A 23,137-nucleotide genomic window follows, 5' to 3' on the forward strand; every position below is an offset into this window, starting at 1 on the left:
TTTTGTACAATTCAGACGAGTGCCGTGGTGCCGACCGACTCTCGTTCGAGCAGGGACCGCTTGACGTCGAGCCCCCATGCGAAGCCCCCGAGCGTGCCGTCGGAGCGCAGCACCCGGTGGCACGGGACGAACAGTGCCGGGGCGTTCCGGGCGCACACGCTCGCCGCCGCCCGTACGGCGTCGGGTCGCCCCATCGCCGCCGCGAACCCGGTGTAGGTCAGCGTGCCGCCGGCGGGGATCCGGCGGAGCTGCCTCCACCCCTCGGTGAAGAGTTCGGTGCCGAACTGCCGCACGGGCACCTGCATGGCGTGCTCGACCTCGCCCGAGTAGAAGGCGTCGACCGCGTCGGCCGAGGCGACCACGCCGTCGAGCACCCGATCGGGGCGGTGGCGGTCGGCCAGGCGGGCGAGGATCCGCTCGACGGAGTCGGTCCACCCGGAGGCGAGGACCCTGCCCTCGGCGTCTTCGAGCACGGTGAACGGCCCGTCGGGGGTGTCCAGGGTCTGGATGGTTGCGTCGGTCATCGGTCGTCCTTCCGGGGGTCCTCGGGGGCACGGGCTGCACGGGCGCCGGCGGTCGCGGTCATCGCGCGGTCGATGATCGGTCGCCAGCAGTGCATCGTGAGGTAGCTCCGCCAGGGGGCCACCTGCTCCGACCATAGGGAGAGCTCGCGCGCCGTTCCGGGCAGCCCGAGTTCCTGTGCACCGTTCCGTACGGCGAGGTCGCTGTGGAGGAAGATGTCGGGGTGGTGCCGGATCCGCAGCGCGACGTAGTCGGCGGTCCACGGCCCGATGCCCTTCACCGCGAGCAGTCCGTCGCGCAGGTCACCGAGGGACTGCGCGCCGTCCACCACCAGGGACCCGTCGGCGAGCGCCGCAGCCACCCGCAGGATCGTGTCGACGCGCGCGGCCGGACCGCGCAGGACCTCGTGCCCGCGTTCGGCGACCACCGCTGCGGACGGGAACAGCAGCCCGCCGGGCCGGATCGCGTCGGGCACCGGCGCACCGAGCGCGGCCACGAGCCGGGTCTGGGCGGTGCGCGCCGCGGCCACCGAGACCTGCTGCCCGATCAGGGTGCGGAACACGATCTCGTGGGCGTCCACCGCGCCGGGCAGCCGCAGGCCGGGCACCCGTGCGACGGGGCCGGCGAGCTCGGGCACGGCTCCGAGGACGGCGTCGACCGCCACCGGGTCGGCATCGAGGTCGAACAGGGCGCGCACCCGCGCCACGAGCGCCGGCAGGTCGGACAGGTCGGCGACGCGCACGCGCAGGTCGATCCCGGTGCCCCGACCGGGCACGTCGGGGACGGCGGCCGACGCGCTGAACCAGCCCGGGCCTCCAGGCAGGTCGACCAGCCGCCCGTACGACGTGACTCGACCGGCGGGGTCGGTGTCCACCTGCTCCGTGCCCGGCAGGGCGTGCAGCGCGTGCCAGTCGAGCAGGCCCTGCGCGTCGAAGGGTGCCCGGGCCGGCAGGTGGACGTGCAGTGCGCCGTCGGGGTCGCCGTCGCCTCGGCCGACCCGGCGTGCGCGGAGCTCGGTCGGGGTGACGGCGAAGACCTCGCGCACGGTGTCGTTGAACTGTCGGACGCTGGCGAACCCCGCGGCGAACGCGACGTCGGCGACGGGCAGGTCCGACGAGGTGAGCAGGGTGCGGGCCGTCTGCGCGCGGTGTGCTCGACTGAGCGCCTTCGGCCCGGCACCCAGCTCGGCGGTCATGATGCGGTTGAGCTGCCGCTCCGAGTAGCCCACGCGTGCGGCGAGCCCGGGGACGCCGTCGCGCTCGACGACGCCGTCGAGGACGAGGCGCATCGCCCGTCCAGCGACGTCCTCGCGCAGGTCCCACTCGGGGCTGCCGGGGGTCGCCTCGGGCAGGCAGCGCTTGCAGGCACGGAAGCCGGCCAGGTGTGCTGCGGCACTCGTTCGGTAGAAGGTGACGCCCGTGACCTTCGGTGTGCGGGCGGGGCAGCTCGGGCGGCAGTAGATGCCGGTGGAGTGCACGGCGGTGACGAACTGGCCGTCGAACCGAGCATCGCGCGAGGCGACGGCGCGGTGTCGTTCGGCGTGCAGCGCGTCGTGCTGCGCGTCGGTGTCCGGGCTGGTCATGGCCTCAGCCTGGCACGCGCCACCGACGTCGACTGGCGGGAATCGGACGGAGCAGCGCAGGGCCAGGTGGCCATGACGCCGCCGTCTCGTCGAGACGCCGCCGACCGCGTGAGACGCCGCCGGAATCCGCGGCGTCTCGCGAAGAAGCCGGCGTCCCGGCGCCACGACGGCGTGTCACAGCAGGCAGACATGGCAGCGCACGGCCGGGAGGCCCGGCTAGCGTTGGCAGCGTGACCCCAGCAGACGACATGGCCGGGCTCGACGACCTGCCGTTCCGGACCGAGGTCGAGATCGCACTGCTGCTCGTCTCACCGCGGCACCGGTACGAGGGGCGCCCCGCCGACGGCGCGCTGCCACCCCGGTCGACGGACCCGGACGAACGGCGCGACCGGATCGAGCTGCGGGCCGGGCTCGGGATCGTCGGCGACCGCTACTTCGCCGCGCGGGCACACGTGCACGCCTCGGTCACCGTGATCGGCCTCGAGGGGCTCGAGGCGGTCGGTCAGGCGATCGGCACCACCGTCGACCCCGTCGCGACCCGGCGGAACGTGTTCCTGCGCGGCGCCGACGTCGAAGCGCTGCGGGGCCAGCCGTTCTCGTTGGAGAGCCTGCTCCCCGGTGGCGACGGCAGCGGCAGCGGCGACCTCGGTCGTGCCGTCCGGTTCCGTGGCTACCGTGCGGCGAACCCCTGCGCCTGGATGGACCACGAGGTGGCCCCCGGTGCGTTCCGGGCGATGCGCGGCCGGGGCGGCGCGCGGTGCGATCCGGAGTCCGACGGTGTGCTCGCCCTCGGTCCGGCGGTGCTCCGCACTGCCCGCCCCGTGCCGCTCGGCTGACGCCGGCGACGTCGGGCGCCCGGGCGTACCCGAGACTCGGCCCGGCGGACACTTCGTCGACAGCCGGAGGCGCACGGTGTCCGGTCGGCCGAGACTCGGCTCGGCGACGAGGCGCTCAGGCGGTGAGGGCGCTCTCGATCGCGTCGACGAACGCCGGCAGGTCGTCCGGGGTGCGGGACGTGATGAAGCCGCCGTCGACCTGGACCTCCCGGTCGACCCACTCGGCACCGGCGTTGCGCAGGTCGGTCTGCAGCGACGGGAACGAGGTGACGGTCTTGCCGGACAGCACGCCCGCCTCGACGAGGGTCCACGGGCCGTGGCAGATCGCCGCGACCGGCTTGCTCGCCTCGGCGAAGGCCTGCACGAGCGTCGCCGCGCGGGACTCCTGGCGCAGCGTGTCGGCGTTGATCGTGCCACCGGGGATGACGAGGGCATCGAAGTCGTTCGCGTCGACACCGGCGAGGGTGGTGTCGGGCTCGAGGGTCTGCCCCGGGTCCTTGTCGCCGACCAGGGTCTGGATCGTGCCGGTCTCCTTGGCCGCCACGGTCACCGAGGCACCGCGCTCGCGCAGCTGCTCGGTGGGGACGACGATCTCGTCCTGCTCCACGCCGTAGTTCGTCGTGATGACGAGGATCTTCTTGCCGTCGAGAGTTGCCATGATCGCTCCTTCCGCGGCCCGGTCGTTCCGGCCGCACACCCGAGGGTCGTCGGGGTCGGCTGGGCAGTCCTCCAGGAGCGGTGCGGCGCCCGGCTGACTGGTCACGACACCCCGCTCAGGTCCGCCCGGCGGTCACGACATGTCGCCCGGCGGCCGGTCGCAACTCCCCGCTCAGGTCCGCGCGGCGGCCACGAAGTGTCGGCTGGCGGCGGCGCAGCCGACGGCTCGCGACCACTCGGCGCACGCCGGGCGGGGTGTCCAGACCGGCGGGCGGGGCGCCGTGGACGCGCCCACGGTCGCACGGGAGGCACGGTGCGGGCCCGCCACGGGCCTCCAGGCCGACAGCGCGACCGGCCGCAACTCCCCGCTCACGTCCGCGCGGTGGCCACGAAGTGTCGGCTGGCGACGGCGCAGCCGACGGTTCGCGACCACTCGGCGCAGGGCGGGCGGGGTGTCCTGACCGGCCGGGGCTCAGCCCCGGATGCGGAAGGCGCCGCCGTCGCGCTCCACGGTCAGCCCGTCGTACCCGTGCACCCGGTGCAGCCCGGCGGTCACGGGGTGCTCGAGGGGACCGACGACGACCGTGGCCGCGCCGGAGGCGATGGCGGACTCCAGGCCGGCGGGGGCGTCCTCGAACGCCACGCAGTCGGCGGGGTCGACACCGAGCAGGGCGGCGCCGCGCAGGTAGCCGTCGGGGTGGGGCTTGCCGTGCTCGACGTCCTCCGAGGGGACGAAGGCCTCGGGCACGGCCAACCCGGCGGCCGCCATCCGGCCCGCGGCGAGGTCACGGGGCGCGCTCGTCACGAGGGCGACCGGGACGCCGAGGTCGACGAGGCGCTGCACGAAGGCGACGGCGCCGGGGATCTCGAGGATGCCCTCGGTGCTCGCGGTCTCCTCGGCGACGAGCTCCGCCGCGATCCGCTGCTGCTCGGCCAGGGGCAGGTCGGGCAGGAAGCGCCGCAGGGTGTCGATCGCCTGCCGTCCGTGCGAGAACGCGAGGATCTCGTCGGGGTCGATGCCGTTCGCGTGGCCGAACCGGGTCCAGGTCGCCTCGACCACCGCGGTCGAGTCGACGAGGGTCCCGTCCATGTCGAAGAGGACCCCGGACGCCACGATGTCGATCACGCGCCCGACCCTAGCCCAAGGGGGTCAGCGCGCCCGGACGTACCGCGTGAGCAGCACGTCGCCGGCGCCGAGCAGCACGTGCGCCGGTCGCATCCGCCGGAGCTCCGGGGACGACCCGCGGGCGATGCGCGGCCCCTCCCCGCCCTCGAGCGACGGGTCGATCGTCAGGGTCAGCTCGTCGACGGCGTCCGCGGCGACGAGCGCCCCGAGGAACGACGGACCACCCTCGCAGTGGATCGTCCCGAGGCCACGATCGGCCAGCAGACCGCGGATCCGTCCGGCGTCCACCGAGTCGGGGTCGTCGTCCGCGCTGCAGGACACGACGTCGGCCACCTCGGCGAGCACCCGGGCCGTCGCCGAGGCAGCCGCCGTCGCCGAGGTCAGGACGATCGGCCGCACCGGTGCCTCGGTGAACACCCGCGACGCCGGGTCGAGCGACAGCGACCCGGTGACGATCGCGAACACGGGGTGGTCCGGCATGCCGTGGGCCCGACGCCAAGCGACGTCGGCGTCGTGCAGGACCATCGGTCCGTAGCCCTCGTCACGGACGGTGCCGGCGGCGACGAGCACGACGTCGGCCACGCGGCGGAGCAGGTCGAAGACCCGCAGATCGTCGTCGCCGCCGAGCGACCCGGACACGCCGGCGGCCGAGGCCGAGCCGTCCAGCGTCGCGACGAAGTTCACCCGGAGCCAGGGGTCCCCGACGTCGGCGGTGTAGAGCTCGAGCAGGTCGTCGTCGGACAGGTCCGCGATCGACGGGGGCAGGACGGTCACGTGTTGTGCCTCGATTCCACGGGGGTGCGCCATCCGAGGGTGGCCTCGACCATGCGCATCGCGTCGACGCTCTCGGCGACGTCGTGCATGCGGACGATCCGGGCGCCGAGCATCGCGCTCACGGTCGCGACGGCGAGCGATCCGGAGAGCCGTTCCCCGCGGGGGCGGCCGAGCGACTCCCCGACGAAGTCCTTGTTCGACACTGCTGCGAGCACCGGGTAGCCGAGGGCGACGACCTCGGGCAGGCGCCGGGTGATCTCGAGGGTGTGCACGGTGTTCTTGTGCAGGTCGTGGCCCGGGTCGACGATGATCCGCGACTCCGGGATGCCCGCGGCGAGCGCCCGGTCGACCCGTTCGCGCAGGAACGCGACGACCTCGCCCGCGATGTCGGCGTACTGCGGTGGGGCCGGCAGGGGACGACGGGGTTCGGCGAGCGAGTGCGTGATGACGACGGTGGCCTCGGAGTCGGCGACCACGGCGGCCATCCGCGGGTCGGACAGGCCGGTGGTGTCGTTGACGACGGTCGCGCCGGCTGCGATCGCCGCCGCGGCGACCTCGGGTCGGAAGGTGTCGACGCTGATGACGACGTCGGACTGCTGGGCGAGCTGCTCGACGACGGGGACGACCCGGTCGATCTCGTCGGACGCGGGCAGCTCCGGGCCGGGTGCGAACTTCACGCCGCCGATGTCGACCCAGTCGGCACCCTGCTCGGCTGCGCGGACCGAGGCGGCGACGGCCCGGTCGAGTTCGAAGGTGGCGCCGCGGTCGTGGAACGAGTCCGGGGTGCGGTTCACGATCGCCATCACGGCGATGCGGTGGTCGAAGTCGATGGTGCGGCGTCCGAACGTCCGGACCGGGTGCCGCAGGTCCGGCACGACCCAGCCGGGTCCGGCCGCGTCGGGTCCGCCCGCGGCGTGTTCGCCCGAGACGTGCGGGAGGCCGGTCATGCGCCCGCCTCGGCAGTCGCCGCACCCGCGGCATCGGTCCCACGCCCCGCGCCGATGAGCGCGATCGCCTCGGCCCGTCCCGCGGTGTCGGCCAGCGAGCCGGTCGCCGCGACCGTCACCGTCGTCGAACCGGTCTGGCGCTCTCCACGCGTCGTCACGCACTGGTGCTGCGCGTCGAGGACCACCAGGACACCCTCGGCGCCGAGGCCCTCGGCGATGGTCGCGGTGACCTGTTCGCCGAGCCGCTCCTGCAGCTGCGGGCGGGAGGCCACCGCGTCGAGCACCCGTGCCAGCGTGCCGAGGCCGATGAGCCGTTCCCCCGGGGCGTACGCCAGGTGCGCGACCCCGAGGAACGGCAGCAGGTGGTGCTCGCAGACGGATCGGAACTTCACGTCGCGGACGATGACGAGCCGACCGCGTTCGCCGTCCTCGGCGTGCACGGTGCCGTCCCGGGCGATCGCGACCGCATCGGTGCCGATCCCGGAGAAGAACTCGGAGTACGAGTCGGCGACCCGGGCGGGGGTGCGGGTGAGTTCCGGGCGGTCGGGGTCCTCGCCGATGGCGAGCAGCAGCTCGCGGACGGCGGCCTCCACACGGGCGCGGTCCATGTGTGACGTCACCCGCTCATCCAACACCAGCCCTGGCCGGAGAACGCGGGCATACGCCCAGCGCGACGTGCGCGACCCGCGTGGGACGGGCCTCCCGGCCGCCGGAACCTGTGAGACCGGTGTGACACGCCCGAAACCCAGCGTCCTTTAAACTCTCGTGGTGAGCGCCCCGCAGACCGACACCACGCCCCGGAACCGCTTCGCGACCGGCCTCGATCGATTCTTCTCCATCACGCAACGCGGATCGTCGATCCCCCGCGAGGTCCGCGGTGGCCTCGTCTCGTTCGTCACGATGGCCTACATCGTGATCCTGAACCCCCTCATCCTCGGTGGGTTCAGCGCCGACCAGGCCGCGAAGGACGTCAACGGCGGGTGGCTCGAGAACGCTCAGGTGGCGGCGGCGACCGGCCTCGTCGCCGGCGTCATGACCATCGCGATGGGCATCATCGCGAACCTGCCGTTCGGCATCGCCGCGGGGCTCGGGATCAACTCGTTCCTCGCCGTCAGCGTCGTGCACCAGGTCACCTGGGCCGAGGCGATGGGCCTGGTCGTCATCAACGGCGTGATCATCGTGATCCTCGCGTTGACGGGCATCCGGACGATGATCTTCACCGCCGTCCCGGCTCAGCTGAAAGCCGCGATCACGGTCGGCATCGGCCTGTTCATCGCGTTCATCGGGCTCGTCGACTCCGGCTTCGTGCGGTCCTCCGGGAACCCGTCGCCGCCGCTGCAGCTCGGTGAGGACGGCTCCGTCGGGGCGCTGCCGACCGTCGTGTTCCTGATCGGCCTGATCATCATCGGCACGCTCATGGCCCGCCGGGTCAAGGGTGCGCTGCTCATCGGCATCGTCGCGACCACGATCATCGCGATCATCCTGCAGGCGATCTTCCAGGTGCCGACCTCGGTCGACTCGAAGACCGGCTGGAACCTCAACGCCCCCGGTCTGCCGAGCGCACTGTTCGCCGTGCCGGACCTGTCGCTCGTCGGCCACGCCGACGTCGTCGGCGCCTTCACCCGCATCGGCCCGCTCGCCGCGTCGATGCTCGTCTTCACCCTCGTGTTCACGAACTTCTTCGACGCGATGGGCACCATGACGGGGCTGGCCAAGGCCGCCGGTGTCGCGAAGCCGGACGGCACGTTCCCCCGCCTGAAGTCGGCGCTCGTCGTCGAGGGCGTCGGCGCGATCGCCGGTGGTGGCGCGTCGGTGTCGTCGAACACCGTCTTCATCGACTCGGCCTCCGGCATCGGCGAGGGTGCCCGCACGGGCATGGCCTCGGTCGTCACCGGGCTGCTGTTCCTGGCGTCGATGTTCCTGACGCCGCTCACCCAGGTCGTCCCGCTCGAGGTCGCCGCCGCCGGGCTCGTCGTCGTCGGTGCGCTCATGGTCGCGCAGGTCGCGGACATCTCGTGGTCGGACTTCGGCTCGGCCCTGCCCGCCTTCCTGACGATCGTCGTCATGCCGCTGACCTACTCGATCGCGAACGGCATCGGCGCCGGCTTCATCAGCTGGGTGCTCATCAAGCTGCTGTCCGGCCGTGGCCGCGAGGTCTCGTGGCTGCTCTACGTCGTCGCCGCGGGCTTCCTGCTGTACTTCGCGCGGGGGCCGCTGGAGACGATGCTCGGCGTCGGTTGAGGCTTGCTGCGGGGCCTTGCTGATCGGGGTCCGGCGCAAGACGCCGTCGTGTCATCGGGACGCCGCCGAATCCGGCGGCGTCTCGACGTTTCCGGGCCGTGTCCGGATGACGCCGGCGTCTTCCGTCGGCCGCGTCGGCGGCGTCGGCCGCGTCGGCCTGGAGGCCCGTGCTCAATCCGGCAGGTCGCTCGGCGTCGCCTCGTGGTGGCGCTGGTCCTGGGTGCGTCGGTCTTCCTTCATGCCCGCCTCGAACAGGTGGCGGCGGCCCTGCACGAGCTCGTCCCGCGCGGTGCGCTCGAGCTCCTTGGCGAGGGCGTAGTAGCCGTCGTCGTAGTCCTCGACGATCTGGAACGTCCAGCGGCCCGCGATGACGTTGCGGCCCACGAGTTCGGTGTCGATGCGCTCGGCGAGTTCGGTGTGCCCGGCCTTCCGGAGCTGCTCGACCGCTTCACCGAGGTTCAGGTCGGCGGTGCCGGTCAGGCGGTGGAACCCGTAGAGCAGGCCACGGGCGTGCTCGATGACCTCGACCGCCGCGGACAGGCTGCCGAGCGCCTCGACCGTGGCCTCGGACACCCCCTCGGGAACCTGGTGCTGTGCGTCGGGGCCTTGTGCGTCGTTCGTCATGGGTCCCGTCTACACGAGGGTTGCTGCGTCGTTCGAGGGGTTCGTCCACGACCCGCCGAGGTCCACTGCCGGTGGTTGCGACGTCGGAGGTCGACACCTACCATTCGAACACACGTTCGAACGAGGAGACCCGATGATGATCACCGAAACGGCCGCCACGGTGTGGTGGGCCGAGGGCACGCCGACCCGGCTGGTGTGGGCCGGACGGCGTTGGCGGGTGAGCGACACCCCCACGCGGCTGACCGTGACGCGCGCCGAACTGCCGACCGCGATCACGCACGCACCCGAGCGCACCGTGGGCTGGCGGTTCCAGGCGACCAGCGACGACGACGGTGAGGCGCTGGTGGTCGACATCGTCCCGCAGGGCTCCGGTTGGGGCGTGGCCCGGACGTGGACGTGAACGGCTCGGACCGCTAGCGTCCGGACATGGACAGGTGGGTGGCGCTGCTGCGCGGGGTCAACGTGAACGGCATCACGATCCGCAGCGCCGAACTCGCGGAACTCTTCCGGGGGCTCGGGTTCGACGACGTCCGCACCGTGCTCGCCTCGGGCAACGTCGTGTTCGCAGCCGACGTGCCCGCCGGACGGCTCAAGACGTCGATCGAGCAGGGGCTGCGCGACCGGTTCGGGTACGACGCCTGGATCGTGCTCGTCCGGCACGACGCCCTCGCCGCTGTCGTCGACGGGTTCCCCTTCGCGCGTGACGACGATCGGCACGACTACGTCGTGTTCGGGTCCGAGGATGCAGCGCTCGACGCCCTGGTGGCCGACCTCGAGTTCGACGACGCGGTCGAGCAGGTCGCCCGTGGGAACGGCGTCGTCTACTGGTCGTGCCCGAAGGGGTCGAGCACCGACACGGTGTTCGCCAAGCGGGCCGGCGCCGCACGCTTCAAGCGCACGACGACGACCCGCAACACGAACACCCTGCGGAAGCTCCTGTGACGCTCGTGCACTCGAAGCGGGCCGAGACTCGCTCCCGCGGACGATCCGGGCGTTCCTGACCGCCCGAAGTGTCCGCCGGGCCGAATCTCCGCCGACGCGGCGGAGGCTCAGGCCTGCGGAGGCTGCCCGTTGCTCGCCATGGTGCCGCCGTCCACCGGCAGGACCGCGCCCGTGATGAACGACGCAGCGTCGCTGGCCAGGAACAGGATCGCCTCGGCGACCTCGGCGGAGCGACCCCCACGGCCGAGCGCGATCCGCTCCTCGAACTTCGACTGCAGGGCCTCGTCCTCGGCCTGCTCCTGGGTCAGGTCGGTCCAGATGAGTCCCGGAGCGACGGCGTTCACGCGGACGCCGAACTGCCCGTTGTCGAGCGCGGCCGCCTTCGTGAAGTTCGTGACGCCGCCCTTCGCCGCGTTGTACGGGCTCATCCGCCAGTCGGCGTCCTCACCGGAGACCGACGACGTGTTGACGATCGAACCCTTCGTCTCGCGCAGGAACGGCAACGCTGCCCGGGTGCCGTAGAACACCCCGGACAGGTCGGTCTCGATGACGCGGCGCCACTCGGCCGTGCTGATGTCGGTGATGTCGCCCGAGCTGAAGGTCCCGGCGTTGTTCACCAGGACGTCGAGCCGGTCGAAGCGGTCGATCGCCGCGGAGACGACGGTCTCCCAGTCCTCCGGGCTCGCCACGTCGGCGTGCAGGGAGACGACACGGTCGGTCGGCAGGGAATCTCCCACCGTGCGGACCTTCTCCTCGACGCTGTCGGTCAGCACGACGGACGCACCCTCGTCGACGAACGCGCGCGCCGTCGCTGCGCCGATGCCCGAACCCGCGCCCGTGACGATCGCGACCTTGCCCTCGAACCGGTTGCCCATGATGTCTCCTCTCGTTGCACGAACCGTGCCCGGGGAGACGCCATCGACCCGAAGGGCACGGCAGACCACGGTGCCCGGGGGCGACTGAACGCGTTCGGAGGTGCCGGGAGCACCCCGCGGTGCACGTCACCCCGGCACCGCGAGGCGGGACCGGGGCGACGTGTGACCGCGGGGCGGAGGAACCGGTGTCAGGCGGTCGTCTCGTCCAGGTCGAAGTCGCGCTCGAGCGAGATCGTCGGGATCGACGCGGTGATCACCGAGCCGTCCGCCCGCAGCGTGCCCTGGATGTCGCTCGTGGTCGGGGCGTGCCCGGACATCCGCGGCCCGTGGTGCGGCAGCGGCACCACGGTGGGCTCCCCCGCCTCGATGTCCCACTGCTGGTTGTGCACCCACACGGTGAAGCCCGCACCGGTCTCGACCGTGAGCGTCATGGTGTCCTGCTCCAGGTCGATCCGCACGCGCGAGCCGCGCACCGTCAGGCGGTAGGACAGACGGTCCCAGTGCTTCGGCAGCCGCGGGTTGAAGGTCATCCGGCCACCGTGGTCGCGCATGCCGCCGAAGCCGTTGACCAGCGCACCCCAGATGCCACCGGTCGACGCGATGTGCACGCCGTCCGAGGTGTTGCCGTGCAGGTCCGCCAGGTCGACGTAGAGCGCGGTCTGGAAGTACTGGTCGGCGAGGTCGTGGTACCCGACCTCGGCCGCCATGATCGACTGCACGACCGCCGACAGCGTGGAGTCACCGGTGGTGAGTGCGTCGTAGTAGTCGAAGTCGCGACGCTTCTCGGCCGCCGTGAACTCGTGCCCCTGCAGGAACAGTGCGAGCACGACGTCGGCCTGCTTGAGCACCTGGAACCGGTAGATCACCAGCGGGTGGTAGTGGAGCAGCAGCGGGCGCTTGGAGTCGGGGGTGTTCTCGAGGTCCCAGAGTTCCTTGTCGAGGAACTGGGCGTCCTGCGGGTGGATGCCGCGGTGCGGGTCGAAGGGGATCTCCATCGACTCGGCGGCGTGCTCCCACTCGACGAGCTCGTCGGGGCGCAGGCCGGTCCGGCGCACCATGCGGTCGTACTCTTCGGCGTCGTCGGCGGCGAGCTCGCGGCAGGCGTTGACGGCGAACCACAGGTTCGCCCGCGCCATCACGTTCGTGTAGAGGTTGTCGTCGACGACGGTCGTGTACTCGTCCGGTCCGGTCACGCCGTCGATGTGGAACTTCTTGTCGCCGTTGGACCGCCAGAACCCGAGGTCGGCCCAGAGTCGGGCGGTCTCCACGAGCACGTCGATGGCGCCGCGCTTCAGGAACTCACGGTCGCCCGATGCCCGCACGTACTGCATGAGTGCATGGGCGATGTCGGCGTCGATGTGGTACTGCGCGGTGCCGGCGGCGTAGTACGCGCTGGACTCCTCGCCGTTGATGGTCCGCCACGGGAACAGCGCCCCGCGCTGGTTCAGCTCGCGGGCTCGCGCCCGTGCCGCGTCGAGCATGTTGTAGCGGAAGCGCAGGGCGTTCCGGGCAACGATCGGCGCCGTGTACGACAGGAACGGCAGGACGTAGATCTCCATGTCCCAGAAGTAGTGGCCGCCGTAGCCGGAGCCGGTGACGCCCTTCGCGGCGATGCCGTGGCCGTCGGTGCGGGCCGTGGCCTGCGCGAGCTGGAAGAGGTTCCACCGCACGGCCTGCTGGATCGCGGGCTGGCCGGTGATCTCGACGTCGCTGCGTGCCCAGTAGTCGTCGAGCCACTCGCGCTGCTTCGCGAAGGTCTCGTCGACGTTCTCGGCGTGTGCGCGGTCGAGCGTGCGCTCGCATCGGTCGGCAAGCTCACGCACGGGCACGCCGCGCGAGGTGTGGTAGACCACGTGCTTCACGAGGCGGATGGGCTGACCGGCGCGGGCCTGCACCCGGTAGACGTGCTTCGCCAGGTCGTCCTCGATCGACGACGACTCGTCCCAGCTGTTCTCGGTCTCGATGTGGTGCTCGACGCCGACGCAGATCGTCATGCCGGAGCTGGACGCCTGGTACCCGAGGACCGAACGGTCACCGGTGCTGCGCTTGACCTTCGGCACGAGCACCCGCTCGGTGAACGACTCGGCCTTGCGGGGGTCGAAGGCGTTCGCCGCGGCCCGCATGCCGGCGTGGTACTCGTCCTGCACGTCCTGGCGGTTGAGGATCTGGCTGGACAGCAGGATCGAGGCGTCCGCGTCGAGCACGGTGACCTCGTAGTCGATGACGGCGAGGTGCCGGTCGGTGAACGACACGAGCCGGCGCGACCGGATGAGGACCCGCTTGCCGGACGGCGTCGACCACTCGGTCTCGCGGAACAGGTACCCGCCACGGAACTCCAACCGGCGCGTGTGCCGCAGGATGTCGGCCTCGGCCAGCACCAGGGGCTCGTCGTCGACGTAGAGGCGGATGACCTTGGCGTCGGGCGCGTTGATGATCGTCTGCCCGGTCTTCGCGAAGCCGAAGGCGTCTTCCGCGTGCCGGATCGGCCAGGTCTCGTGGAAGCCGTTGACGTACGTGCCGTACTGCACGCCGCCACGGCCTTCGTCGAGGTTGCCGCGCAGGCCGAGGTACCCGTTGCCGACGGCGAAGTTCGTCTCGGCGACGCCCTGCTCGTCGGGGGTGTACTCGGTCTCGACGAGGGCCCACTCGTCGATCGGGTAGCGGACGCGGTCGAGGGGGTCCGAGGTGATGGGGTTCATGCTGCTCCGTGGGAAGGGAGGGAGATGGGTACGTCGGTGCGGCGGGCAGGCAGGGAGCGCCCGGCCGGGTGGCCTACGTCGTGCTGGTGCTGGTGCTGGTGCTGGCGACCGGTGCGGGCAGGTCGTCGAGGAGTTCGGCGAGGTCGGACACCACGACGTCGGCACCGTGCTCGCGCAGGGCGTCCGCCCCGGCGCCGCGGTCGACACCGATGACCAGACCGAACGAACCGTTGCGGCCGGCTTCGACCCCGCTCGTCGCGTCTTCCACCACGACGCACTCGGCGGCGGTGAGCCCGAACCGGGTTGCCGCGTCGAGGTACGTGTCGGGTGCCGGCTTGCCGGTCAGGCCATCCTGGCGCGCGACGAGCCCGTCGACGACCACCGGGAACCGGTCGAGGATGCCCGCGGTCCGGAGCACCGAGGTGGCGTTCGCCGAGCTCGAGACGACCGCGACGGACAGACCGGCGTCGATCGCGGCGGTCAGGAACCGCAGCGAGCCCGGGTAGGGCTCGACACCGTGCTCGTCGAGCTCGGCCGTGAACTCCGCGTTCTTCCGGTTGCCGAGTCCGCACACCGTGTCGGTGTCGGGCGCGTCGTCCGGGGTGCCCTGCGGCAGGTCGATGCCACGCGACTCGAGCAGCGAGCGCACGCCGTCGTACCGGGGCTTGCCGTCGATGTACGTGAAGTAGTCCTGCTCGGTGTACGGCGCGACCCCGTGCGCTTCGAGGTACGGCGTGAAGAGCCGGCTCCAGGCCCGCATGTGCACGTCGGCGGTGGGGGTGAGCACGCCGTCGAGGTCGAACAGGAGCGCTCGCTGGTCACTGAGTCGAGCGGGCGTGCGCTGGTCCTGCGTCGTCATCTGCGGTCCTCCGGGGACTGGTGGTGGACGTGTGGCTCCCGACGAGTCTAGGACCGCTCCAGGTGCCGGGTCCCGACGCGCCGCACGCTGTGGAGAGAGTTCACCAGGGGCTGCACTGTGCAGGGGGAACCCCCTCCGCGGCGCACCTGTGAAGCCTCCGAGACACACCCCGGCACGCTGACCCGGACGAAAGGCAACTCCATGACCAGCGACACCACCGCCGCACCCCACGACGGCTCGCAGTCGAAGCTCCGCCAGGCGATCACCGGCCCGCTGCTGTTCCTCTTCATCCTGGGCGACGTGCTCGGCGCCGGCATCTACGCGTTGATGGGGACCCTGGCGGAGGACGTCGGCGGAGCGCTCTGGGCACCGTTGGTGCTCGCGCTCCTGCTGGCCCTGCTCACCGCGGGGTCGTACGCCGAACTCGTGACGAAGTACCCGAAGGCGGGCGGTGCCGCGGTCTTCGCCGAACGGGCCTACAAGACGCCGATCGTCTCGTTCCTGGTCGGCTTCAGCATGCTCGCCGCCGGTGTCACGAGCGCCGCCGGGTTGTCGCTCGCCTTCGCCGGCGACTACCTCGGCACCTTCGTCGACCTGCCTCCGGTGCCCACCGCGATCGTCTTCCTCGCCCTGATCGCCTGCCTGAACGCCCGCGGCATCTCCGACTCGCTCAGGAGCAACGTCGTGATGACGGTCATCGAGGTCTCCGGCCTCGTCATCGTGGTCGTCGTCGTGGCCGTGATGATCGGCGGGGGCGGCGGCGACGTCTCGCGCATCGGCGCGTTCCCGTCCGAGGCGAACCCGGCCCTGGCGACGCTGAGCGCCGCGATCGTCGCCTACTACTCGTTCGTCGGCTTCGAGACGTCCGCCAACATCGCCGAAGAGGTCCGCGACCCCCGCCGCGTCTACCCGAAGGCCCTGTTCGGCGCCCTCGCCACGGCCGGTGTCGTCTACGTCCTCGTCGCCCTCGCCAGCGCGATCGCCCTGCCCGCGTCCGAGCTGTCCGAGTCCAGCGGCCCGCTGCTCGCGGTCGTCTCCGCCACCGGCGTCCCGATCCCTGACTGGGTCTTCAGCCTCATCGCCCTGGTCGCCGTCGCGAACGGCGCGCTGCTCACGATGATCATGGCGAGCCGCGTGACCTACGGCATGGCCGAGCAGCGGCTCCTGCCCGCCCTGCTCGCGAAGGTCCTGCCGAACCGGAAGACCCCGTGGACCGCGATCGTCGCCACGACGGTCGTCGCGATGCTCCTGACCCTGGTGGGTGACGTGGGCGTGCTGGCCGAGACCGTCGTGCTCCTGCTGCTCTTCGTGTTCATCAGCACGAACGTTGCCGTCCTGGTGCTCCGCCGCGACCACGTCGAGCACGACCACTTCCGGGTCTGGACCTTCGTCCCGGTGCTCGGGGTGCTGTCGTGCGTCCTGCTGCTCACGCAGCAGAGCGGGCAGGTCTGGCTCTACGCCGCGATCCTGCTCGCCGTCGGCGTGGTGCTCTACTTCATCGCCCGGTTCACCGGGCGCCGTTCCGGACGCGACCACGAGGCGGGCGTGATCCACTGACGTCGCGCACCACGGGCCTCCAGGCAGACCGTCTGGAGGCCCGTGGTGCGTCCGCCGGTCGGCGCGCGGAGTCAGCGCAGGTCGCGCACCCAGGCCTCGACCGCGTCCGAGATCTGCTGCCGGGCATCAGCACGGCTGATGGTCGCCGTCCGGTCGCCCGGCTGGTCGCCGTAGGCACCGAAGTCGGCGTGGTTCGACCCCTGGATCTCGGTCATGGTGGCGGTCGACGGCAGCTTGTCCCGCGCGGCGTCGACCTTGGCCGGCGTCGACAGGCCGTCACGCGAACCGGAGACGCTCAGCACGTCGATGTACGAGCGGCTGATGTCGTTCGCGCAGTAGCTGCCGAAGAGCAGCAGACCGTCGGCATCCTGGGCGAGCTGGCACGCACGGACCCCGCCGAGGGAGTGCCCGCCGACGGCCCAGCGCGTGACCGAGGGGGCGTGGGCCTCGAACGTGGCGAGCGGCCGGGTGTCGAAGAACGCCAGGTTGAGCGTCGGCTTCGTGATGACGACCGTCGTGCCGTTGGCGACCACCTGCCGGAACGTCGCCATGTAGGCGTAGGGATCCACCTTCGCACCGGGGATGAACACGATCCCGACCCCGTCGGCCTGGCCGGTCGGGGTCATCACCACCGAGTCACCGGCGTCCCGCACCGCGATCCGGTCGTCACGCCAGACCTGCAGGGCGGCACTGCGCGTGCCCTGCATGACGATGTGCGCCCACACGAGGAACACCACCGCGAGCAGGACGACGACGGCGACGATCCAGGTGGTCCAGCGCAGCGCTCGGTTCATGTGGCCACCGTACGGCGCATCAGGACCTCGGTCCGGCCGTCCGGCAACGGATCGCCGGGTTCGTCGCGGGCGCTGAAGCCGACGTGCTCGTAGGCGCGACGGGCGACGGCGTTGTCGGGCAGCACCGAGAGTTCGAGTTCGGTGGCTCCGGAAGCAGCCGCCCACGTGGCGATCGCGTCGATGAGTGCACGGGCGATGCCGCGGCCGCGCGCTGCCGGGTCGACCCACATCGAGATGAGCTCCGCGGGGCCGTCCGGGTCGGTGGGCGGGACGCCGCTGGCCATCCCGACGACCGCGCCGGGTCCGTCGGCATCGGTGTCGACCGCGAGCAGGTCGAGCGCTCCCGGGATCGACAGGCGGGTGCGCCACCGGTGCTCGGGGGCGTCCACCCAGTCCTGCAGCGTCGAGCCGAAGGCGTGCGGGGCGTCGGCGAGGGCGCGGAGGCGCACGGTTCGCCACGCTTCCCAGTCGTCGGCGGTCACGCGGCGCAGTTCGATCCCCACGTCCCGACGGTACCGCGGAGCGGGGTGCGACCGGCAGGGCGGGACCGGCAGGGCGGGACCGGCAGGGTCCCGCATCCAGTGCGCAGAAGACGTCGGGTGCGGTGGTCGCACCCGACGTCTTCTGCTCACTCGTCGGCCGTCGCCCGGGAAGGGCGACCGGGACTACGCCTTGATGGCGGCGCGGATCTCGGCGGCTGCTGCGCCGACGTCCGAGGCGCTGTAGATCGCGCTGCCGGCGACGGCGATGCGGGCACCGGCATCCTGCACCGAGGCGACCGAGGACGCGTTCACGCCGCCCGCGATCGAGAACGGGACGCCCGAGTCCTTGCCGGCGTCGAGCAGGGTCGAGAAGGTGAAGCCCTCTTCTGCCTGCTCGTCGAGCCCGGCGTGGACCTCGACGAACTCGGCGCCGAGTGCGACGACCTCGCGGGCGCGGGCGGCCTTGTCGGAGACGCCGATCAGGTCGACGACGATGCCCTTGCCGTGCTTCTTCGCGGCCTTGACGGCGCCGACGATCGTCGAGTCGCCGGCGACACCGAGGACGGTGACCAGGTCGGCACCGGCCGAGAAGGCGATGTCGGCCTCGAGCTCACCGGCGTCCATGGTCTTGAGGTCGGCGAACACGATCTTGTCGGGGTGCGCTTCCTTGATCGCGGTGACGGCGGACAGGCCGGCGCTCTTGATCAGGGGCGTGCCGAGCTCGAGGACGTCGACGTGCGGCGCGGCCGCGGCGGCGAGCTCGAGGGCGGCTTCGGTGGTCAGGGTGTCCATGGCGAACTGGAGCTGCATGGGTGTGCCTTTCATTCGAGGTTGGCGTGACGGGGCCAGAGGTCGTCGGCGGACTGCCCGCCTCGGGTCCACAGGGCGTGGAACACGGCGTCGCCCACCAGGGCGACCGCCTGTTCGAAGAGGCCACCGGCGTACTGGGCCGAGGCGGTGCCGGAGCGGTCGGTCTTCGTCGCGGCGGGCAGCACGATCGTGACGTCCGCCAGCTCGGAGAGCGGGGAGTCGTCGGTGGTCGAGAGCGCCACGACGGATGCCCCGACCTCGTGCGCGGTGCGTGCGGCCTGCACGATGCCGGTGGTCGTCCCGGAACCGCTCGCGACGAGGAGCAGGTCACCCTGCCGGATGGCCGGGGTGGTGACCTCGCCGACGACGTGCGCGTCGAGCCCCAGGTGCATGAGACGCATCGCGGTCATGCGGAGGGCGAGGCCGGAGCGACCGGCGCCGTGGACGAACACCCGGTCGGCGCCCTCGATCAGGTCGAGTGCGCGTTGTGCGGGAGCGTCGTCGAGGCGGGCCGCCAGGTCGCCGACCTCGCGGACGACCAGGTCGAGCGCTGCGGAGACGGTGGTTGCTGCCATGACGACGATCCTTCCGTCAGCGGACCCTGCGCGCCGCTACCCGCCCCGGCAGGGGTCCCATCCCATCGGGTGGGCCCGTCCGCTCGGGTGGGACGGGTACGGTCGCCTCCATGCACGCATCGGTCGACACCCTGGAGGCCCGGGGCGGCTCCGCCATCCGGCTCGCGGCCGCCGAGCACGCCCGCACCGTCGCCGAGCAGGCGGACCGGCACGCCCTCACCCTCGAGTCCGTCCTCGCCGTGCTCCGGTCGTCGCGGGTCACCGACGCGGCCGCCCGGGCCGAGGCCGTCGAGATCGCCTCGGCCGCCCTCGTCGACCTGCGCACCGTGACCGATCAGCAGCGGAGCACCCTGCTCGAACCGGTCACCGGTGCGTTCTCGCGGCTGCGCGCCGACCTGCGGCCGCTCGTGCGCTTCGGGGACCTCGACGTGCAGTTCGTCGAGCCGCCGGCAACCGGGCGTGCGCTCCCCGGTGACGTCGCCCACGCTGCCCGGGCGATCGTGCGGACCGCGGTGCTCGCCCTGGTCGACGACGGTGCGGCGAAGCGGGTGCGCATCCAGTGGGACTGCGACGGCCGGAACCTGCTCATGCAGCTCCGCGACGACGGCTCCGGCACGCTCGACGTGCAGGACGACGCCATGCGACCGATCGCCGAGCGGGTCGTCACGCTCGACGGGCGGGTGCAGGTCGCGAGCACGCCCGGCTGGGGGTCCGTGCTCGACATCTCGCTGCCCCTCGACCCGCGACCGACCGAGGTGGACGCGGTCGACGACGGCGATCTGACCCCGCGGGAGCGCGACGTGCTGCGGCTCGTGGCGACCGGTGTCGGCAACCGGGAGATCGCCGAGGGGCTCGGCATCAGTGTCAACACCGTGAAGTACCACGTGGCGAACCTGCTCCGGAAGCACGGCGCCCGGACCCGGGCCGAGCTCGCGGCGTTCAGCTCCCGGGCGTGAACCGACGGGACCGCGACGCGTACCGGGTTCCTACGCCCCGGGGGCGAAGCGGTAGCCCATGCCGGACTCCGTCACCAGGAAGCGCGGGTGCGCGGGGTCGGGCTCGAGCTTCCGCCGCAGCTGGGCCATGTAGAGGCGCAGGTACCCGGAGTCGTTGCCGTGCGTCGGCCCCCAGACCTCGGTCAACAGCATCTCGCGGGTCATCAGCCGGTCGGGGTTCGTGACCAGGACCTCGAGCAGGCGCCACTCGGTGGGCGTCAGGCGGATCGCCGGACCCTCGGCCGGGGTGACCTGCTTCGCGACGAGGTCCACGAGCAGCGGTCCGATCGCGATCGTCGGGGTCTCCTCCGTCGCCACCACCCGGCGTCGTCCGAGTGCCCGCAGCCGGGCGAGGAGCTCGTCCATCTGGAACGGCTTCGTCACGTAGTCGTCGGCGCCGGCGTCGAGCGCGTCGACCTTGTCCGACGAGTCGGTCCGGCCGGAGAGCACCAGGACGGGCACCTGCGACCAGGCCCGGACGCCCTCGAGCACCCCGATGCCGTCGAGTCGGGGCATGCCGAGGTCGAGGAGCACCAGATCGGGGCGCTCGGTGATGACGGCGTCGATCGCCTCGCGCCCGTCCCGAGCCGTGACGACGTCGTACCCACGCGCCGAGAGCGTCACCGACAGCGCACGGACGAGCTGCGCGTCGTCGTCAGCGATCAGGACCTTCATCGGATCTCCACTCCCACGTGCCCGGCGATCGGCAGCCGCACCACGACGGTGAGGCCACCGCCCGGGGTGTCGTCGACCTCGATCGTGCCGCCCATGCCCTCGGTGAACCCGCGTGCCAGAGCCAGGCCGAGCCCGAGGCCGGTCTCGTTGTCGGTGTCGCCGAGCCGCTGGAACGGCTGGAACACCTCGTCGCGGCGGTCCGCGGGGATCCCGGGGCCGTGGTCGGCGACGCGGAGTTCGACCACGCCGGCGAAGGCGCTGGCGGCGACCCGGACGTGGGTGCCATCCGGGGCGTACCGGGCGGCGTTGGCGAGCAGGTTCACGACGACGCGCTGCAGCAGGACGGGGTCGGCGAGCACCGGCGGCAGGTCGGCGGGCAGGTCGAGGTCGACGTCGTCGGGGCCGAGCTCGAGCTCGTCGAGTGCGGGGGCGACCACCGTCTCGAGTGCGATCGACGCCGGGGTGACCGCGAGGACACCGGCCTGCACGCGGCTGACGTCCAACAGGTCTGCCAACAGCACCGCCAGCTGACCGAGGCTCTCGTCGGCGGTCGCGAGCAGCGCCTCCCGGTCGGGTCCGGACAGGTCGATGTCGGGCGCACGCAGCGTCTGCACGGCGGCGGAGGCCGCTGCGATCGGTCGGCGCACGTCGTGGCCGACGGCCGCGAGCAGTGCGCTGCGAACCCGGTCGGCGGCGGCGATGCGTTCAGCACCGACGGCCGTGCGGGTCAGCTCGCGATGCTCGACGGCGGCGTCGAGCTGCTGCTCGACGACCCGCAGCAGGCGGCGCTGGGTCGGGTCGTCGGGTGCGCCGGCGAACTCGAGCACGGCGCCGGAAGCGAGCGTCGTCGACGCGTCCGGCGTCGCACCGAACTCGCCGGAGGTCGCCGGCACCTCGTCGCCCTGGCGGATCCGGACGCCGGCGAAGCCGAAGGCCTCACGGGTGCGGTCGAGCAGCGCCTGCAGGGCGTCGTCACCACGGAGCACACTGCCGGCGATGCCCATCAGGAGCCCGGACTCGGCCGAGGCCCGACGGGCGGCACGTGACCGGCGGGCGGACCGGTCGACCACGAAGCTGACCAGCACCGCGCTGATGACGTACATGACCAGCGCGAACAGGTGCCACGGCTGCTGGACCGTCACCATGTAGAGGGGTTGCACGAAGAAGTAGTCGAGACTCAGCCCGGACAGCACGGCTGCGAACACCGCCGGCCACATCCCGCCCACGAGCGCCACGACGAGCACGAGCAGCTGGTACGCCAGCACGTCGACGGTGATGGCGTCCGGGTCGCTGCCGATCGACAGCACCCAGGTGAGCAGCGGGCCGACCAGGACCGACAGCACGAACCCGGCGATCACGCGTCCGCGGGACAGACTGCCCCCGAGCTTCGGCAGGGTGATCCCGCCGCCGGCCCGCTCGTGCGTGACGACGTGCACGTCGATGTCGCCGGACTCCCGGATGACGGTGTTGCCGATGCCCGGACCGGTCATGGCGGCCGCGAGCCGGCTGCGGCGGCTGACCCCGATCACGATCTGGGTGGCGTCGATCGACCGTGCGAACCGCACCAGGGTGCTCGGTACGTCGTCGCCGACGACCTGGTGGTACGTCCCACCGAGTTGCTCGAGCAGGGTCCGCTGCTTGCCGAGCGCGCCGGGGTGCCGCACGCGCAGGCCGTCGTTCGTGGTCACGTGGACGGCGGCGAGCTCGCCGCCGGCGCTGCGGGCGGCGATGCGGGCGCCGCGGCGCAGCAGGGTCTCGCCCTCGGGGCCGCCGGTCAGGGCGACGAGCACGCGCTCCCGGGTCTCCCAGCGGTGTTCGATGCCGTGCTCGGCGCGGTAGGCCTTGAGCGCGTCGTCGACCTCGTCCGCGAGCCAGAGCAGGGCGATCTCGCGCAGGGCGGTGAGGTTGCCGAGGCGGAAGTAGTTCGACAGCGCGGCGTCGATCCGGGCCGCCGGGTACACGAGCCCGTCGGAGAGCCGTTCGCGCAACGCTGCCGGGGCCAGGTCGACGACCTCGATCTGGTCGGCCGCACGCACCACGGCGTCGGGGACGGTCTCGCGCTGCACGGTGCCGGTGATCTCGCGGACCACGTCGCCGAGGGACTGCATGTGCTGCACGTTGACCGTCGAGATGACGTCGATGCCGGCGTCCCGCAGCGCTTCGACGTCCTGCCAGCGCTTCTCGTTCGGGCTGCCGGGGGCGTTCGTGTGGGCGAGTTCGTCGACGAGCGCGACCTCGGGTGCCCGGGCGATGACAGCGTCGAGGTCGAGGTCGTCCAGGTCGACTCCGCGGTGCGAGACGGTGCGGCGGGGCACCACCTCGAGCCCGTTCACCAGGGCCGCGGTGGCGGCGCGCTCGTGCGTCTCGACGACGGCGACGACCACGTCGCGACCCTCGTCGAGCAGCCGACGCCCCTCTTCGAGCATCGTGTAGGTCTTGCCGACACCGGGCGCTGCACCGAGCAGGACCCGCAGCTTCCCGCGCTTCACGTGCTCATCCTCTCGCGTGCGGGGGTCGGTCTCCGCAAAACACCGGTGTTCACCTGTCGCACCGCGGTCTGCGGGT

23 protein-coding genes are annotated in these 23,137 nt (G+C 72.1%); 6 read left to right on the forward strand and 17 right to left on the reverse strand.

Annotation, left to right across the window (positions count from 1 at the left end; all coding sequences use genetic code 11):
* Positions 1-11 precede the first annotated feature (11 nt).
* Both ASF75_RS13445 and ASF75_RS13450 read right to left on the reverse strand, forming a co-directional pair.
* Positions 12-524, reverse strand: a complete 513-nt coding sequence (locus tag ASF75_RS13445; RefSeq protein ID WP_017885832.1) for a methylated-DNA--[protein]-cysteine S-methyltransferase — start codon at positions 522-524, stop codon at positions 12-14.
* Positions 521-2,104, reverse strand: a complete 1,584-nt coding sequence (locus tag ASF75_RS13450) for an AlkA N-terminal domain-containing protein (RefSeq protein ID WP_056072097.1) — start codon at positions 2,102-2,104, stop codon at positions 521-523. The genes ASF75_RS13445 and ASF75_RS13450 overlap by 4 nt, the downstream gene beginning before the upstream one ends.
* Before the next feature lie 248 nt (positions 2,105-2,352).
* Between ASF75_RS13450 and ASF75_RS13455 the strand changes: the two genes are divergently transcribed.
* On the forward strand, positions 2,353-2,940 hold the full coding sequence (locus ASF75_RS13455; RefSeq protein ID WP_056072099.1) for a hypothetical protein: 588 nt from the start codon (positions 2,353-2,355) through the stop codon (positions 2,938-2,940).
* Between the two features lie 115 nt (positions 2,941-3,055).
* On the opposite strand, the gene ASF75_RS13460 is transcribed toward ASF75_RS13455, so the two are convergent.
* The 5 genes from ASF75_RS13460 to folE form a co-directional block, all read right to left on the reverse strand.
* Positions 3,056-3,598, reverse strand: coding sequence for a type 1 glutamine amidotransferase domain-containing protein (locus tag ASF75_RS13460; protein ID WP_031259152.1), 543 nt, complete (start codon positions 3,596-3,598; stop codon positions 3,056-3,058).
* 471 nt (positions 3,599-4,069) lie between these two features.
* Entirely contained in the window at positions 4,070-4,723 is a 654-nt protein-coding gene (locus tag ASF75_RS13465; RefSeq protein WP_056072102.1) for an HAD-IA family hydrolase, read from the reverse strand.
* 24 nt (positions 4,724-4,747) lie between these two features.
* The gene (locus ASF75_RS13470; protein WP_235517675.1) at positions 4,748-5,497 is read right to left on the reverse strand and encodes a pyrimidine reductase family protein; all 750 of its coding nucleotides are present in this window, start codon (positions 5,495-5,497) and stop codon (positions 4,748-4,750) included.
* On the reverse strand, positions 5,494-6,444 hold the full coding sequence (folP, locus tag ASF75_RS13475; RefSeq protein WP_235517676.1) for a dihydropteroate synthase: 951 nt from the start codon (positions 6,442-6,444) through the stop codon (positions 5,494-5,496). The genes ASF75_RS13470 and folP overlap by 4 nt, the downstream gene beginning before the upstream one ends.
* Entirely contained in the window at positions 6,441-7,052 is a 612-nt protein-coding gene (gene folE, locus ASF75_RS13480) for a GTP cyclohydrolase I (RefSeq protein WP_042537542.1), read from the reverse strand. The genes folP and folE overlap by 4 nt, the downstream gene beginning before the upstream one ends.
* A 157-nt stretch (positions 7,053-7,209) precedes the next feature.
* Between folE and ASF75_RS13485 the strand changes: the two genes are divergently transcribed.
* Positions 7,210-8,685: an NCS2 family permease gene (locus ASF75_RS13485; protein WP_042537544.1), complete on the forward strand. Its 1,476-nt coding sequence runs from the start codon at positions 7,210-7,212 to the stop codon at positions 8,683-8,685.
* A gap of 171 nt (positions 8,686-8,856) precedes the next feature.
* On the opposite strand, the gene ASF75_RS13490 is transcribed toward ASF75_RS13485, so the two are convergent.
* Positions 8,857-9,309, reverse strand: coding sequence for a hypothetical protein (locus ASF75_RS13490; protein ID WP_017887957.1), 453 nt, complete (start codon positions 9,307-9,309; stop codon positions 8,857-8,859).
* A 133-nt stretch (positions 9,310-9,442) separates the two neighbouring features.
* Here ASF75_RS13490 and ASF75_RS13495 point away from each other — a divergent pair, with 133 nt between their 5' ends.
* Positions 9,443-9,709 (forward strand): hypothetical protein, encoded by a 267-nt coding sequence (locus ASF75_RS13495; RefSeq protein ID WP_056072109.1) that lies wholly within the window; start codon positions 9,443-9,445, stop codon positions 9,707-9,709.
* Between the two features lie 26 nt (positions 9,710-9,735).
* A complete protein-coding gene (locus ASF75_RS13500) occupies positions 9,736-10,251 on the forward strand; it encodes a DUF1697 domain-containing protein (RefSeq protein ID WP_056072111.1) in 516 nt (171 codons plus the stop codon).
* A gap of 107 nt (positions 10,252-10,358) precedes the next feature.
* Here ASF75_RS13500 and ASF75_RS13505 read toward each other — a convergent pair whose 3' ends face one another.
* The 3 genes from ASF75_RS13505 to ASF75_RS13515 all read right to left on the reverse strand — a co-directional run bounded on the left by ASF75_RS13505 (position 10,359) and on the right by ASF75_RS13515 (position 14,684).
* The gene (locus ASF75_RS13505; RefSeq protein ID WP_017887954.1) at positions 10,359-11,126 is read right to left on the reverse strand and encodes an SDR family NAD(P)-dependent oxidoreductase; all 768 of its coding nucleotides are present in this window, start codon (positions 11,124-11,126) and stop codon (positions 10,359-10,361) included.
* A gap of 188 nt (positions 11,127-11,314) precedes the next feature.
* Positions 11,315-13,825 (reverse strand): glycoside hydrolase family 65 protein, encoded by a 2,511-nt coding sequence (locus ASF75_RS13510; RefSeq protein ID WP_017887953.1) that lies wholly within the window; start codon positions 13,823-13,825, stop codon positions 11,315-11,317.
* 73 nt (positions 13,826-13,898) lie between these two features.
* Positions 13,899-14,684, reverse strand: a complete 786-nt coding sequence (locus ASF75_RS13515) for an HAD family hydrolase (RefSeq protein WP_056072113.1) — start codon at positions 14,682-14,684, stop codon at positions 13,899-13,901.
* A 201-nt stretch (positions 14,685-14,885) separates the two neighbouring features.
* Between ASF75_RS13515 and ASF75_RS13520 the strand changes: the two genes are divergently transcribed.
* Complete coding sequence (locus ASF75_RS13520) at positions 14,886-16,241, forward strand: APC family permease (RefSeq protein WP_017887951.1); 1,356 nt, start codon at positions 14,886-14,888, stop codon at positions 16,239-16,241.
* 71 nt (positions 16,242-16,312) lie between these two features.
* On the opposite strand, the gene ASF75_RS13525 is transcribed toward ASF75_RS13520, so the two are convergent.
* The 4 genes from ASF75_RS13525 to hxlB form a co-directional block, all read right to left on the reverse strand.
* Positions 16,313-17,035, reverse strand: coding sequence for an alpha/beta hydrolase (locus ASF75_RS13525; RefSeq protein ID WP_017887950.1), 723 nt, complete (start codon positions 17,033-17,035; stop codon positions 16,313-16,315).
* On the reverse strand, positions 17,032-17,538 hold the full coding sequence (locus ASF75_RS13530; RefSeq protein WP_056072116.1) for a GNAT family N-acetyltransferase: 507 nt from the start codon (positions 17,536-17,538) through the stop codon (positions 17,032-17,034). Before ASF75_RS13530 ends, ASF75_RS13525 begins: the two co-directional genes overlap by 4 nt.
* Positions 17,539-17,700: 162 nt before the next feature.
* A complete protein-coding gene (gene hxlA, locus ASF75_RS13535; protein WP_017887948.1) occupies positions 17,701-18,327 on the reverse strand; it encodes a 3-hexulose-6-phosphate synthase in 627 nt (208 codons plus the stop codon).
* 11 nt (positions 18,328-18,338) lie between these two features.
* The gene (gene hxlB / locus ASF75_RS13540; protein ID WP_056072118.1) at positions 18,339-18,902 is read right to left on the reverse strand and encodes a 6-phospho-3-hexuloisomerase; all 564 of its coding nucleotides are present in this window, start codon (positions 18,900-18,902) and stop codon (positions 18,339-18,341) included.
* 110 nt (positions 18,903-19,012) lie between these two features.
* Here hxlB and ASF75_RS13545 point away from each other — a divergent pair, with 110 nt between their 5' ends.
* Complete coding sequence (locus ASF75_RS13545; protein WP_056072121.1) at positions 19,013-19,858, forward strand: helix-turn-helix transcriptional regulator; 846 nt, start codon at positions 19,013-19,015, stop codon at positions 19,856-19,858.
* A 30-nt stretch (positions 19,859-19,888) separates the two neighbouring features.
* Here ASF75_RS13545 and ASF75_RS13550 read toward each other — a convergent pair whose 3' ends face one another.
* Positions 19,889-20,572: a response regulator gene (locus ASF75_RS13550; protein ID WP_017887945.1), complete on the reverse strand. Its 684-nt coding sequence runs from the start codon at positions 20,570-20,572 to the stop codon at positions 19,889-19,891.
* A complete protein-coding gene (locus ASF75_RS13555; protein ID WP_017887944.1) occupies positions 20,569-23,061 on the reverse strand; it encodes an ATP-binding protein in 2,493 nt (830 codons plus the stop codon). Before ASF75_RS13555 ends, ASF75_RS13550 begins: the two co-directional genes overlap by 4 nt.
* Positions 23,062-23,137 lie beyond the last annotated feature (76 nt).

The sequence above is a fragment of the Curtobacterium sp. Leaf154 genome (assembly GCF_001424595.1).
Taxonomy (GTDB): Bacteria; Actinomycetota; Actinomycetes; order Actinomycetales; family Microbacteriaceae; genus Curtobacterium; species Curtobacterium poinsettiae.

Coding starts and splice junctions, on each gene's coding strand:
- ASF75_RS13445 (WP_017885832.1), bottom strand. CDS start 524: ATGACCGACGCAACCATCCAGACCCTGGACACCCCCGACGGGCCGTTC.
- ASF75_RS13450 (WP_056072097.1), bottom strand. CDS start 2,104: ATGACCAGCCCGGACACCGACGCGCAGCACGACGCGCTGCACGCCGAA.
- ASF75_RS13455 (WP_056072099.1), top strand. CDS start 2,353: ATGGCCGGGCTCGACGACCTGCCGTTCCGGACCGAGGTCGAGATCGCA.
- ASF75_RS13460 (WP_031259152.1), bottom strand. CDS start 3,598: ATGGCAACTCTCGACGGCAAGAAGATCCTCGTCATCACGACGAACTAC.
- folP (WP_235517676.1), bottom strand. CDS start 6,444: ATGACCGGCCTCCCGCACGTCTCGGGCGAACACGCCGCGGGCGGACCC.
- folE (WP_042537542.1), bottom strand. CDS start 7,052: ATGGACCGCGCCCGTGTGGAGGCCGCCGTCCGCGAGCTGCTGCTCGCC.
- ASF75_RS13490 (WP_017887957.1), bottom strand. CDS start 9,309: ATGACGAACGACGCACAAGGCCCCGACGCACAGCACCAGGTTCCCGAG.
- ASF75_RS13495 (WP_056072109.1), top strand. CDS start 9,443: ATGATGATCACCGAAACGGCCGCCACGGTGTGGTGGGCCGAGGGCACG.
- ASF75_RS13500 (WP_056072111.1), top strand. CDS start 9,736: ATGGACAGGTGGGTGGCGCTGCTGCGCGGGGTCAACGTGAACGGCATC.
- ASF75_RS13505 (WP_017887954.1), bottom strand. CDS start 11,126: ATGGGCAACCGGTTCGAGGGCAAGGTCGCGATCGTCACGGGCGCGGGT.
- ASF75_RS13510 (WP_017887953.1), bottom strand. CDS start 13,825: ATGAACCCCATCACCTCGGACCCCCTCGACCGCGTCCGCTACCCGATC.
- ASF75_RS13515 (WP_056072113.1), bottom strand. CDS start 14,684: ATGACGACGCAGGACCAGCGCACGCCCGCTCGACTCAGTGACCAGCGA.
- ASF75_RS13520 (WP_017887951.1), top strand. CDS start 14,886: ATGACCAGCGACACCACCGCCGCACCCCACGACGGCTCGCAGTCGAAG.
- ASF75_RS13525 (WP_017887950.1), bottom strand. CDS start 17,035: ATGAACCGAGCGCTGCGCTGGACCACCTGGATCGTCGCCGTCGTCGTC.
- hxlA (WP_017887948.1), bottom strand. CDS start 18,327: ATGCAGCTCCAGTTCGCCATGGACACCCTGACCACCGAAGCCGCCCTC.
- hxlB (WP_056072118.1), bottom strand. CDS start 18,902: ATGGCAGCAACCACCGTCTCCGCAGCGCTCGACCTGGTCGTCCGCGAG.
- ASF75_RS13545 (WP_056072121.1), top strand. CDS start 19,013: ATGCACGCATCGGTCGACACCCTGGAGGCCCGGGGCGGCTCCGCCATC.
- ASF75_RS13550 (WP_017887945.1), bottom strand. CDS start 20,572: ATGAAGGTCCTGATCGCTGACGACGACGCGCAGCTCGTCCGTGCGCTG.